The organism is Xylanimonas protaetiae, assembly GCF_004135385.1.
Lineage (GTDB): Bacteria > Actinomycetota > Actinomycetes > Actinomycetales > Cellulomonadaceae > Xylanimonas > Xylanimonas protaetiae.
The window spans coordinates 2356348-2368779 of sequence record NZ_CP035493.1 but is presented as its reverse complement, the minus strand read 5'-3'; the positions used below and the strand labels follow the sequence as shown (position 1 = coordinate 2368779).

Genomic DNA, 12432 nt, shown 5'->3' with positions numbered 1-12432 from the left:
TCAGCCGCCGCCGAGGAAGGCCCGGGCGACGTCCGGCGGGGCCACCGTCGCCCACGCCTCCAGGAGCGCCTCCTCCAGGTCGGTCTCCCGGACGGCGTCGAGCTGGACGAGCACGGCCGCGTAGCCGTCGAAGTGCGGGATCGTGAAGAACCCGGGCATGCCGTCCTCGAGCACCGACTGCTTCTCGCCGAGGTCCTCGACGACGACGGCGAGGATCGGGCCGCCGGGCACGGGCTCGTCGCCGAACCGCCGGAGGTCGGCCTTGCTGAACGCCCGCTCCCACGCGAACGTCTTCGTCCCGACGGCCCAGTGCAGGCCCGTGGCGTGCCCGGTCCGGGTGCCCTCGACGACGTCGGGCAGCGCAGCGGCGAGGCGGGAGACGTCCTCGATCGTGGCCATGGGTCGACCGTACGGCGACCTTGCGCCGTCGGCTAGGGTGTGATCCGCGTTACCTGCGACGCCCGGTCGCAGGAACCCGGACTCGACGAGGAGCCCTTCCATGCGCATCGGCATCCAGACCGGCTACTGGTCCCGCAGGCCCCCGCGGGGCATCGTTCCGGCGCTGCGCACGGCCGAGGCGCTGGGCCTGGACTCGGTCTGGACGGCGGAGGCGTACGGGTCGGACGCCTTCACGCCGCTCGCCTGGTGGGGCTCGCGCACGCGGCGGGTGCGGCTCGGCACGGGGATCGCACAGATGGCGGCCCGCACGCCGACAGCGACCGCGATGCAGGCGCTCACGCTCGACCACCTCTCCGGCGGAAGGTTCGTGCTCGGCCTCGGGGCGTCCGGGCCGCAGGTCGTCGAGGGCTGGTACGGACAGCCGTACGGGCGCCCGCTCGCCCGCACCCGCGAGTACGTCGACATCGTGCGGCAGGTGCTCGCCCGCGAGCGCCCCGTCACTGCGTCCGGGGCGTTCTTCCGCCTCCCGGTGCCCGCCGACGTCGCCGGGGCGACCGGGCTCGGCAAGCCGCTCAAGCCCACCGTCCACCCGCTGCGGGCGGAGCTGCCGGTCGTGCTGGCCGCGCAGGGCCCGCGCAACGTCGCGCTCGCCGCCGAGATCGCCGACGGCTGGATGGCCGGCTTCTACGCCCCCCGCACCGACGCCGAGCACCGGGCGCTGCTCGCGGAGGGCTTCACCGCCCGCAGCGGGGCGCGGACGCCGTCGTCGGCGTTCGAGGTGCTGGCGACGGTGCCCGTCGTCGTGCGCGACGACGTCGAGGAGGCCGCGGACGTGCTGCGGCCGCACGTGGCGCTCTACGTGGGCGGCATGGGGTCCAAGGAGGCGAACTTCCACAAGGCGTCCCTCGACCGCCTGGGGTACGCGGACGCGCTCGACGAGGTGCAGGCGCACTTCCTCGCGGGGCGCAAGGACGAGGCCGCGAAGGCGGTCCCGCGCGCGCTGATCGAGGAGGTCGCGCTCGTGGGCCCGGCGGCGAAGGTGCGCGCGGACCTCTCCCGGTGGGAGGGGACGGCGGTCACGACGCTGCTGCTGCAGGGCGATCCGGCCTCGATGCTCGCAGCGCTCGCGGCGGCGGAGTCCCGCCGGGGCACGGCGGGTGCCGCCGTGCGCTCGGCGGCGGGGGCGGCGCTCGCCCGAGTCGCGCCGCGGCGCGTCTGAGCCGGTCTCAGCACGGGGGCGCGTCGTCGATGCCGGGGTACCAGATCGCCCGGCGCAACGCGATGCGCGTGCCGTCCTTGGTGAGCGGCGTGCCCTCGGCGCGCAGCGCGTCGAGGGCCGTCGACGCGTACTGCGGCGGCGGGGCACCCGCCGCGTTGACCACGCGCCACCAGGGCACGCCGTTGGTGTCCTGCGCCGGCCCGACGACCGCCGCACCCTCGGGGACGAGGTGCGCGTACCGGCTGCCCGAGCCCGCCATCACCTGGCCGACCTGGCGCGGACCACCGCGGTGCAGCGTCTCGGCGACGATCTCGGCGATGAGGCCGTACGTCATCGCCCGGCCCGACGGGATGCGCCGGGCGAGCGCGAGGACGGCGGCGGCATACTCCTCGACCGGGTCCTGCGGGGGCTGAGCGGGCACGTCCCGACCCTAGCTCGCGCGGCCGCAGCGCGGAGCGGGAGGCGCCCGGCGAGGCCCGCGCGTGGCAGCGTCAGGCCTGGCAGACCCCGCACCAGTAGAGCGACCGCCCGGCGAGGTCCTTGACCAGCACGGGCGTGCCGCAGACGCGGCACGGCAGGCCGTCGCGCTGGTAGACGTAGAACGACTCCTCCCGCGCGACGGCGCCGGGTGGCACGGGCGCGCGCCGCTCGTGGCGTCGCGTGGTCGCGCCGAGCGCGGCCGCTCCCCCGGCGGCACGGATGCCGGGCGCGTCCGGCCCGCGGTCCTCCGGCCGCGTGGTGACGATCGCGCCGCGCGCGACGCCGTCGTGCATGAGCAGCACGAGGTCGTCCCACACGTCGCCCAGGACGGCCGGGTCGACGTCCCGGCCCGGGCGCATCGGGTCGAGCCCGGCGCGGAAGAGCGCCTCCGCCCGGTAGATGTTGCCCACGCCCGCCACGACCGCCTGGTCCATGAGCTGCTGCCCGACGACGACGCGCGAGCGGCGCACCGTCGCCACGAACGCCGCGCGGGCCTCCGCGAGCGAGGCGCGGCCGCCGTCGGGGCGGACCGGGTCGGGCCCGAGCCGCGCCTCGACCGCCGCCTTGTCCGCGGGCGTGATGACCTCGCACGCGGTGGGCCCGGTGAGGTCGGCGACGGCGTGCGCACCGAGCAGCCGGGCCCGGACGGCACCCCGCGGCCCGGGGACGTCCCAGGCCTCGCCGTCCCGCGGCTCGGCCTCCTCCGGCAGCGGCGTCTCGCTCTCGCCGACGCGCTTGCGCGGGGCGCCGATCGCGTGGACGACGTCGGCGCTGCCGTCCGTCGCGAACGTCCACGCGCCGTAGAGGCCCAGGTGGACGCGAAGCCACAGCTCGGGCTGCATCTCCGGTCCCGGGTCCCTCGACCCGGCGCCGGACGACCGGGACCCCGCGGGGGCGAAGCCCAGGAAGAGCTGCTTGCCCCACGCCTCGCTCGCGACGAGCACGCGCCCGGACACGAGCGAGGCGCCCGCCGCGAACCGGCCCTGCGGGCTGGTCACGGCGAGCGCCTGGCCGCCGAACAGGTCGGCGAACGCCCTCGCGAGGCGGTGGACGGTGTGACCCTCGGGCACGTCGTCAGACCTGGGTCAACGCGCGTCGCGCTGGGCCTCGTACGCCGACATCTGGTCGATGCGGCGCTGGTGGCGCTCGTCGCCGGAGAACGGCTCGGCGAGGAACGCCTCGACGATCGCCGTGGCCTCCTCGACGGTGTGCATGCGCCCGCCGACGGAGATGACGTTGGCGTCGTTGTGCTGGCGGCCGAGCTTCGCCGTCTCGACCGACCAGGCGAGGATGGCGCGGATGCCGGTGACGCGGTTGGCGGCGAGCTGCTCGCCGTTGCCGGAGCCGCCGATGACGATGCCGAGCGAGCCGGGCTCCGCGACGACGGCCTCGGCCGCGGAGATGCAGAACGCCGGGTAGTCGTCGAGCGCGTCGTAGACGTGCGCGCCGTGGTCGACGACGTCGTGGCCCTCGGAGCGCAGATGCTCGACGAGGGTGTTCTTGAGCTCGAATCCGGCGTGGTCGGTGCCGATGTGAAGACGCATGGCCTCATTCTGGCCCACGTCGGCGACGCGCTGCTCCCACGGGCCGCCCGTGCGAGACGATGCGCCCGTAAGGTGGCGGCCATGACCACCGAAGCTCTGCGGTCCGGCATCGACACCGACGCCCTGGACCCTGCCACCCGTCCGCAGGACGACCTGTACCGGCACGTGAACGGCACCTGGATCGCGACGCACGAGATCCCCGCCGACCGTGCGATGGACGGCGCGTTCATGAAGCTGCGCGACCTGTCCGAGGAGCGCGTGCGCGACGTCATCACGGACCTCGCGGCGGCGTCGGACACGGAGCCCGGCACCACGGCGGCGAAGATCGGCGACCTGTACTCGGCCTTCATGGACACCGAGCGCATCGAGTCCCTCGGCACCACGCCGCTCGCCGCGGACCTCGCACTCGTCGCGGGCGCGACGTCGCAGGCCGAGCTGACGGGCGTGCTGGGCGCGCTGCAGCGCACGGGCGGCGGCGGCGTCGTCGGCTTCTACGTCGACAACGACGCCGCGGACCCCGAGCAGTACCGCGTCTACCTGTACCAGTCGGGCCTCGGCCTGCCGGACGAGGCGTACTACCGCGAGGACCAGTACGCGCCGCTGCGCGAGAAGTACACGCCGCACGTGGCTCGCATGCTGCGCCTGGGCGGCGCCACCGACGTGCTCGGCGTCGACGCCGACGAGGCCGCGGCCCGCGTCGTCGCGCTCGAGACCAGGCTGGCGGCCCACCACTGGGACGTCGTCAAGGACCGGGACGCGACGCTGACGTACAACCCGACGACGCTCGCCGAGCTGGCGACGCGTGCGCCCGGCTTCGACTGGCAGACGTGGGCGACCGCGCTCGGCGCCCCCGCGGGCGCCCTGGACGCGCTCGTGGTGCGCGAGCCCTCGTACGCCGAGGGGCTGGCCGCGCTGTGGCAGTCGGAACCGCTCGCCGACTGGCAGGCCTGGGCGGCCTACCGCCTGGTCACGGCCCGCGCCCCGTACCTCACGGCCGAGATCGTCGAGGCGAACTTCGACTTCTACGGCCGCACGCTCTCGGGTGCGCAGGAGGTGCGCGAGCGCTGGAAGCGCGGCGTCGCCCTCGTGGAGGGAGCGCTGGGCGAGGCCGTGGGCGAGCAGTACGTCGCCCGCCACTTCCCGCCCGCCCACAAGGCGAAGATGGACGAGCTCGTCGCCAACCTCGTGGCCGCGTACCGCGAGTCCATCGAGGGCCTGGACTGGATGACCGCCGAGACCAAGGCGAAGGCCCTGGCCAAGCTCGAGAAGTTCACGCCCAAGATCGGCTACCCGGTCACGTGGCGCGACTACTCCGCGCTGGTCGTCGACGCGGGCGACGTCGTCGGGAACGTGCGCCGCTCCAACGCGTTCGACCTGGACCACGAGCTGAACAAGGTGGGCAAGCCGCTCGACCGCGACGAGTGGTTCATGACCCCTCAGACCGTCAACGCGTACTACAACCCGGGCATGAACGAGATCGTCTTCCCGGCCGCGATCCTCCAGCCCCCGTTCTTCGACCCGGAGGCCGACGACGCCGTGAACTACGGCGGCATCGGCGGCGTCATCGGGCACGAGATCGGCCACGGCTTCGACGACCAGGGCTCCAAGTACGACGGCGACGGCCGGCTCGAGGACTGGTGGACGCCGGCGGACCGCGAGGAGTTCGAGAAGCGCACCGGCGCCCTCATCGCCCAGTACGACGCGTTCGTCCCTCTCCAGCTCGGCCCCGACGGCGCACACGTCAACGGCAGCCTGACGATCGGCGAGAACATCGGCGACCTGGGCGGCCTGTCGATCGCGCTCAAGGCCTACCGGATCGCGCTGGGCGGGTCGCTCGACGACGCTCCCGTCGTCGACGGGCTCACCGGCCTGGAGCGCGTGTTCCTCGGCTGGGCGCAGGTGTGGCAGGCCAAGGGCCGCGACGAGGAGGTGCAGCGCCGGATCGCCACCGACCCGCACTCCCCCAACGAGTTCCGCTGCAACGGCATCGTGCGCAACGTGGACGAGTTCCACGAGACCTACGGGGTGGCCGAGGGCGACGGCCTCTGGCTGGCGCCCGAGGACCGCGTCCGCATCTGGTAGGCGCGCCGCCGTCCTGCGCGGTCGCGGGACCCGGGGTTCCTGGGTCCCGCGACCGCGGGAACGACGAGCGTCCCGACGCCGGGGCGGTCGGTCAGAACGTCCCGATGCCGGCCTTCTTGATCGAGAAGCCCTTGCCGGTCTGGTCGTCCTTGCAGCTCATGCCCGTGTTGGCCGACGTGCAGGTGAACGTGCCCTGCGTGATCGTCTGGTCATACGCGAGCACCTGCGCGCCGGGCGCGGCGGGCTGCGGCTGCTGGTCGGCGGGGACGCACGGCAGCGTCACCTCGCCCGTCTCCGCGGCCATCGTGACGCGGTAGCCGACGGTCCCGTCGCAGCCCTCGACCGGCGCGGGCTGCTGGTTGAGCGTCGCGATCGAGCAGGTGGCCGCGTCCGTGGTGATCTGGCAGACGATGTTGCCGGTCGGCGAGGCGAACTCCGCCAGGACCTGCGCGGGCGCCGCCGAGGGCTCCGGCGACGTCGTGGACCGTGACACCGCCGTCGGGCCGTCCGCCTCGTCGGCGGGCTGACCGCCGCGGAACAGGTTGACCGCGAGCACGCCCGCGCCGACGAGCAGCACCGCGACGAACGCGGTGAGCGCGACCATGCCCGGCGTGGGCTTGCGGCGGGCGGGCGCCTCCGGGGCGGAGCCGGCGTAGGGGGCCTCCGCCGGCGCCGGAGCGGGCTGCCCTGGGTAGGACTGCCCTGGGTAGGACTGCCCTGGGTAGGACTGCCCTGGGTAGGACTGCCCTGGGTAGGACTGCCCGGGGGGCGCGTATCCGGCCGGCGGGTACGCCTGCGCCGCCGGGTACTGCTGCGCGGCGGGCGCCGGCGGCGGCTGACCGTAGGCCTGCTGGACGTACAGCGGGGCGTACGACGGCGCGGCGGGCTGCGGGGCGGCGGCAGCCGCCTGCTGCGCCGCGGCCTGCGCGAACCAGTCGCCCTGCTCGGGCGCCGCGACCTGCTGGAGCGGGATCCCGGTGCGCGGCATCGGCGGGGCGGGCTGCGGTGCGGCGGCGGCGAACGGCGACGTCGGGGCCGTGCTGCGCGCCATGCGCTGCGCGGCCGAGATGCGCTGCACCCGGGCGGGAGCCTGCGGGGCCGGCGCGACGGGCGCGGCGCCGGGTGCCGCCGTGGGCGCGACCGTCGCGTGCCGCACCGGGGGGCCCGCCGGCACGTCCGGGGCGGGCGGGACGGGGCGTGCTGGGCAGCGGCGTGCGGCGCCGGGGCCTGCGGCGCGGGCGGGACCGGCGCGTGCGGCGAGGCGGCCGGGACCGCCGACGCCGGGGCGGGCGGCACGACCTGCGTCGCGCCGTCCGACGTCGGGGCGGGCGACGTCGGGGCGGGCGACGTCGGGGCGGCCGGCGTCGCGCCGTCCGGCGGCGACGCGGGCGGGACGGCCGGCATCACCCCCGTCGTGAACGGCGTGAAGGGCGCGGTCGGGGTGTCGTCGTGCGAGGGCGCACGGCGCGGGGCAGCCTCCGCGGGACCCTGGGAGGGGTCCGGCGGCGGGGGCGGCGGTGGCACGGAGCCCGGGGTGTGCGGGCTGGACATGCGGTACTCCCTCCGAGCGTGGACCGGGCGCATCGGACAAACCGGGCACCCGGGGTAGCGCGGCAGCGCACCCGGCAGGATGCCACGGTTCACCCGGGTGAGTCGAATGACGCCCGACCGCACACCCGTGACCAGCCTGGCGGGAGACGTCACCCGGTGTTTCCCCAAGGCGACGGTGAGAGGATCGCCCGGGGGCCACGCAGTCGGCCCCGTGATGCCGCACCAGCGGGCACCTGCCCGCGAAGCCAGCCAAGGGAGAACCCGTGCCCGGACAGAACCTGACCCGCGCCGAGGCGATCGAGCGCGCCGCCGCCGTGACCGCCGTCGAGTCGTACGCCATCGCGCTCGACCTGACCACCGGCCCGACCACCTTCGCGTCGACGACGACGATCCGCTTCAGCGGCACCGAGGGCGCCTCGACGTTCCTCGACCTGGTGGCCCCGACGGTCCGGTCCGTGACCCTCAACGGCGTCGACCTGGACCCGGCGGCCGTCTTCGCCGACTCGCGGATCGCGCTTGAGGACCTGGCGGCCGAGAACGAGGTCGTCGTCGTCGCGGACTGCGCCTACACCAACACGGGCGAGGGCTTGCACCGCTTCGTCGACCCGGTCGACGGCGAGGTGTACCTGTACACGCAGTTCGAGGTGCCCGACGCGCGCCGCGTCTTCGCGACGTTCGAGCAGCCGGACCTCAAGGCGACCTACCAGGTCACCGTGACCGCCCCCGCGCGCTGGGAGGTCGTGTCGAACCAGCCGACGCCGGAGCCCGTCGCCGAGGCCGGCACCGTCGTCGTGGTCGAGGGCAAGGACGCCGAGGCGACCGCGACGTGGACCTTCGAGCCGACGCCGCGCCTGTCCACCTACCTCGTGGCGCTCGTCGCGGGCCCCTACGCCGTCGTGCGCGACTCGCTGACCTCCACGGACGGGCGCGAGATCCCGCTGGGCGTGTTCTGCCGCCAGTCGCTGTCGCAGTACCTGGACGCCGGCTACATCGTCGACATCACGCGCAAGGGCTTCGCCTTCTACGAGGAGGCGTTCGAGTACCCGTACCCGTTCGACAAGTACGACCAGCTCTTCGTGCCCGAGTACAACATGGGCGCGATGGAGAACCCGGGCTGTGTCACGTTCACCGAGGCGTACGTGTTCCGCGGGTCGGTGCCGGACGGGCGCAAGGAGCGCCGCGTCGTGACGATCCTGCACGAGCTCGCGCACATGTGGTTCGGCGACCTGGTCACCATGAAGTGGTGGAACGACCTGTGGCTCAACGAGTCGTTCGCGGAGTTCGCCTCCACGCTCGCCACGGCCGAGGCCACCGAGTGGACCGAGGGCTGGACGACGTTCGCGGCGTCGGAGAAGACGTGGGCCTACCGGCAGGACGCCCTGCCGTCGACGCACCCGATCGTCGCCGAGATCCGCGACCTCGAGGACGTCTACACGAACTTCGACGGCATCACGTACGCCAAGGGCGCCTCGGTGCTCAAGCAGCTCTACGCGTGGGTGGGCCGCGAGCAGTTCATGAAGGGCCTCGCGCGCTATTTCCGCAAGCACGCGTTCGGCAACACCGTGCTGCGCGACCTGCTCGTCGAGCTCGAGGCCACGAGCGGCCGCGACCTCGAGGCGTGGAGCGCGGCCTGGCTGGAGACGGCCGGCACGAACACGCTCACCCCGTCGATCACGGTCGCCGCGGACGGCACGGTCGAGTCGTTCGAGATCCACCAGACCGCCCCCGCCGACCACCCGACGCTGCGCCCGCACCGCCTGGGCATCGGCTACTACTCGCTCGACGCCGCCGGCGCCGTGGTGCGCACGCACCAGGTGATCGTCGACGTCGACGGCCCGGTCACCGCGGTGCCCGAGCTCGTGGGGACGCAGCGCCCCGGCCTCGTCCTGCTCAACGACGACGACCTGGCCTTCGCCAAGGTGCGCCTCGACGCCGACTCGCTCGCGTTCGCCGTCGCGAACCTGGCGAAGATCAGCGACTCGCTGACCCGCGGCGTCATCTGGGGCTCCGCGTGGGACGCGGTGCGCGACGGCGAGGCCCCGGCGTCGTCGTTCGTGGACCTGGTGCTGAACAACGTCTCGGCCGAGACCGAGTCGACGACCGTGACGATGGTGCTGGGCCAGCTCGGCACGGCGGCCGGGATCTACGCCGACCCGGAGCTCCGGGCGGCGCAGACCACGCGGGCCGCCGACGCCGTGTGGGGCCTCGCCACCGCGGCGGCGCCCGGCTCGGACCTCCAGCTCCAGCTCGTGCGCGCCTTCTCGGCGCTCGCGTCGGGGCCGGAGCACGTGGCCCCGCTGGCCGGGCTCCTGTCCGGCGAGGTGGTGCTGGCGGGCCGCGAGGTCGACACCGACCTGCGCTGGGACCTGCTCCAGGGCCTGGTCGCGCTCGGCGCGGCGGGGGACGCCGAGATCGACGCCGCCGTCGCCGCGGACGACACGGCGAACGGCCGTCAGGCCGCCGCGCGCGTGCGCGCGTCGAAGCCGACGACGGCCGACAAGGAGGCCGCCTTCGCGTCGATCGTGGACGTCGAGGACGTGCCCAACGCGATCATCCGCGCGACCGCGACGGGCTTCCGCCGGGTGACCGACCCGGCCGTCCTCGCGCCGCTCGTCGGCCGGTACGTCGACGCGCTGCTGCCGATCTGGGAGTCGCGCTCGTACCAGATGTCGGAGGAGCTCATCGAGGGCCTCTACCCGCTCCCCGTCGCGACGGCCGAGCTGCGCGACGCGGTGCGCGGGTGGCTGGACGCCCACCCGGACGCGGCCCCGTCGCTGCGCCGCATGGTCGTCGAGAGCCTCGCGGACACCGAGCGGGCGCTGACGGCCCAGGCGGTCGACGCGGCACGCTGACCGCCCGACGGCGAAGGCCCCGCCTCCTGGACGGTTCCAGGGGGCGGGGCCTTTCGCCGTCGTCGGCCGGCCGCCGGCGTCAGGCGTCGGCGTTGAGCGCCGCGATCAGGCTGCGCAGGCGCTGGGACTCGAACAGGTCCTCGAGCAGGATCGGGTTGCCGTTGGCGTCGCCCAGCGGCACCTTCCAGTTCGGGTACTCCTGGTCGGTGCCGGGCTGGTTCTGCGAGCGCCGCTCCCCGACCATGTCGACGAGCTGCACGCCGAACAGGGCCGACGGCGCCCGGCGCAGATAGCGGTGCATGGCCTCGACGATCTCCCGCTCGGACGCGTCCTCGCCGACGAGCCCGCGCTCGACGAGCGCGCGCACGAACACCTCGCGCTCCTCGCGGGCGCGGCGGCGGACGACCTCGACGGGCTCCGTGAGCAGGCCGAGCCGCTCGCGCAGGTCGACGTGCTCGCCCGCGAGGTAGCCCGCCGTCGGCGGCATGTCGTGCGTGCCCACCGACGCCATGGCCAGGTGCCGGTACTTCTCGGGGGGCAGCGGCCCGCCGTTCTCCTGCTCGAACCACAGTACCGAGGTGCCGAGGATGCCGCGGTCGGCGAGGTAGTCGCGCACCCAGGGCTCGAACACGCCCAGGTCCTCGCCGACGACGACGGCGCCGGCACGCTGCGCCTCGAGGCACAGGATGCCGACCATCGCCTCGTGGTCGTAGGCGACGTACGTGCCCGCGGACGCCTTGGAGCCGCCCGGGATCCACCACAACCGGAACAGGCCGAGGATGTGGTCGGCGCGCAGCGCCCCCGCCGAGCGGAGCACGGTGCGCAGCATGTCGCGGTACGGGGCGTACCCGGCCTTGGCGAGCGCACGCGGGTTCCACGGCGGCTGCGACCAGTTCTGCCCCTGCTGGTTGTACATGTCCGGCGGCGCGCCCACCTCGACGCCCCGTGCCAGGTAGGCGCCGTTGGCCCAGGCGTCGGCCCCCTCGGGGTGCACGCCGACGGCGAGGTCGTGCATGATGCCGATCTTCATGCCGGCCTCGCGCGCGGTGCGCTGCGCGACGGCCTTCTGCTCGTCGGCCACCCACTGCAGCCAGGTGTGGAACTCGACGCGCTCGGCGAGCTGTTCGCGCAGCGCGACGACGGCGGGCGCGTCGGGCGTCGACAGCTCGCGCGGCCAGTCCTTGCCGGCGAGGTGCTCGGTGATCGCGCACCAGGTGGCGTAGTCGCGCAGGCCCTTGCCCTGCTCGGCGACGAACTCCTCGTACGCGGCCTGCCTGGCAGCGCGGCGGGGCGCGGTGAACACGACCTCGAGCGCGGCCTTCTTGGCCTCCCAGACGGCGTCACGGTCGATGGGTCCGGGGTCGGTGGCCAGATCGCGCACCGGGTCGGCGGCCCACTCGACCAGCGAGCGGTCGGCGGCCGACAGGTACGCCGTCTCGAGGATGTCCTCGACGCGGACGTAGACCGGGTTGAGGAACCGGCGCGAGGTGGGCAGGTACGGCGACGGCGTCATCGGCACGGTCGGCTCCGCCGCGGCGAGCGGGTTGACCGCCACGAAGTCGGCGCCGCCGCGGTGCGCGGCCAGCCAGGCGATGTCGGCGAGGTCGGCGAGGTCGCCCAGCCCCCACGAGGTGCGCGAGCGCACCGAGTAGAGCTGCACGAGCAGGCCCCAGACCTGCTTCTGCTCGACCTCGGGCGCGAGCGTCAGGCGCTGCGGCGTCACGACGAGCGTCGTCTTCGCCTCCCCGCCGTCGGACGTCGCGTGGAGCGTGTGCCAGCCCAGCGGCAGGTCGGTGGGCACGGCGAACGTGGCGCGGCCCGTGCGGCGGCCGTCCACCATGCGCGGCTCGACGTAGACCTCGCGCTGCGTCAGGTCGCGGCGCTCGCGCTGCCCGCGACGGGCCGCGAGCGGCTCCGCGCCGTCGAGCTCGACCCACACCTGGACGGCCGAGCCGTCGTTCACGTGCACCGGCACGGTCGCGTCCACGCCCTGGCGCACGACGACGGTGGGCGGCAGCGCCTGGCGCCACTCGTCGTCGCGGGCGAGCGCGAGGGACATCTGCACCTGGTTGCGGGACGTCGCCGGGACGCCCAGGGCCTCCAGCACCGCGACGAGCGTGGACGCGCGCACCTGCTGGGCGCCCCCGTCGAACCCGTAGAACTCGGTGCGCACCCCGTGCACATGCGCGAGCTCGAGCAGCTCGGCGGGGATCTCGTCAGGCGGCGGGGTCTGGCTCACGGGTCGATCTTGCCACCTGGCCAGCGGCGAAGCCCGACGGCGTCCTGCGGCGGACGCGCTGTGGTC

Annotated in this window: 9 protein-coding genes; 3 read left to right on the top strand and 6 right to left on the bottom strand. The window is 74.6% G+C overall.

The window, feature by feature from the left end:
- Window positions 1–399, bottom strand: a complete 399-nt coding sequence (locus ET471_RS10900; RefSeq protein ID WP_129188264.1) for an MmcQ/YjbR family DNA-binding protein — start codon at window positions 397–399, stop codon at window positions 1–3.
- 100 nt (window positions 400–499) lie between these two features.
- Between ET471_RS10900 and ET471_RS10895 the strand changes: the two genes are divergently transcribed.
- Window positions 500–1618 (top strand): LLM class F420-dependent oxidoreductase, encoded by a 1119-nt coding sequence (locus ET471_RS10895; protein WP_129188262.1) that lies wholly within the window; start codon window positions 500–502, stop codon window positions 1616–1618.
- Between the two features lie 7 nt (window positions 1619–1625).
- Here ET471_RS10895 and ET471_RS10890 read toward each other — a convergent pair whose 3' ends face one another.
- The 3 genes from ET471_RS10890 to ET471_RS10880 form a co-directional block, all read right to left on the bottom strand.
- The gene (locus ET471_RS10890; protein WP_129188260.1) at window positions 1626–2039 is read right to left on the bottom strand and encodes an MGMT family protein; all 414 of its coding nucleotides are present in this window, start codon (window positions 2037–2039) and stop codon (window positions 1626–1628) included.
- Window positions 2040–2109: 70 nt separating this feature from the next.
- Window positions 2110–3168, bottom strand: a complete 1059-nt coding sequence (locus tag ET471_RS10885; protein ID WP_129188258.1) for an Fpg/Nei family DNA glycosylase — start codon at window positions 3166–3168, stop codon at window positions 2110–2112.
- 15 nt (window positions 3169–3183) lie between these two features.
- Entirely contained in the window at window positions 3184–3642 is a 459-nt protein-coding gene (locus tag ET471_RS10880; protein ID WP_129188256.1) for a ribose-5-phosphate isomerase, read from the bottom strand.
- 81 nt (window positions 3643–3723) lie between these two features.
- Between ET471_RS10880 and ET471_RS10875 the strand changes: the two genes are divergently transcribed.
- Entirely contained in the window at window positions 3724–5724 is a 2001-nt protein-coding gene (locus ET471_RS10875; RefSeq protein ID WP_129188254.1) for a M13 family metallopeptidase, read from the top strand.
- 91 nt (window positions 5725–5815) lie between these two features.
- On the opposite strand, the gene ET471_RS10870 is transcribed toward ET471_RS10875, so the two are convergent.
- The gene (locus ET471_RS10870; RefSeq protein WP_129188252.1) at window positions 5816–6880 is read right to left on the bottom strand and encodes a hypothetical protein; all 1065 of its coding nucleotides are present in this window, start codon (window positions 6878–6880) and stop codon (window positions 5816–5818) included.
- Window positions 6881–7538: 658 nt separating this feature from the next.
- Here ET471_RS10870 and pepN point away from each other — a divergent pair.
- Complete coding sequence (gene pepN, locus ET471_RS10865) at window positions 7539–10127, top strand: aminopeptidase N (protein WP_129188250.1); 2589 nt, start codon at window positions 7539–7541, stop codon at window positions 10125–10127.
- Between the two features lie 79 nt (window positions 10128–10206).
- Here pepN and malQ read toward each other — a convergent pair whose 3' ends face one another.
- Window positions 10207–12366 carry a 4-alpha-glucanotransferase gene (malQ, locus tag ET471_RS10860; protein WP_129188248.1) on the bottom strand — a complete coding sequence of 720 codons (2160 nt, stop codon included), beginning with the start codon at window positions 12364–12366 and terminating at the stop codon, window positions 10207–10209.
- Window positions 12367–12432 lie beyond the last annotated feature (66 nt).

Excerpts from the sequence above, each read along its gene's own strand:
- ET471_RS10900 (WP_129188264.1), bottom strand. The coding sequence starts at position 399 with ATGGCCACGATCGAGGACGTCTCCCGCCTCGCCGCTGCGCTGCCCGAC.
- ET471_RS10875 (WP_129188254.1), top strand. The coding sequence starts at position 3,724 with ATGACCACCGAAGCTCTGCGGTCCGGCATCGACACCGACGCCCTGGAC.
- ET471_RS10895 (WP_129188262.1), top strand. The coding sequence starts at position 500 with ATGCGCATCGGCATCCAGACCGGCTACTGGTCCCGCAGGCCCCCGCGG.
- ET471_RS10880 (WP_129188256.1), bottom strand. The coding sequence starts at position 3,642 with ATGCGTCTTCACATCGGCACCGACCACGCCGGATTCGAGCTCAAGAAC.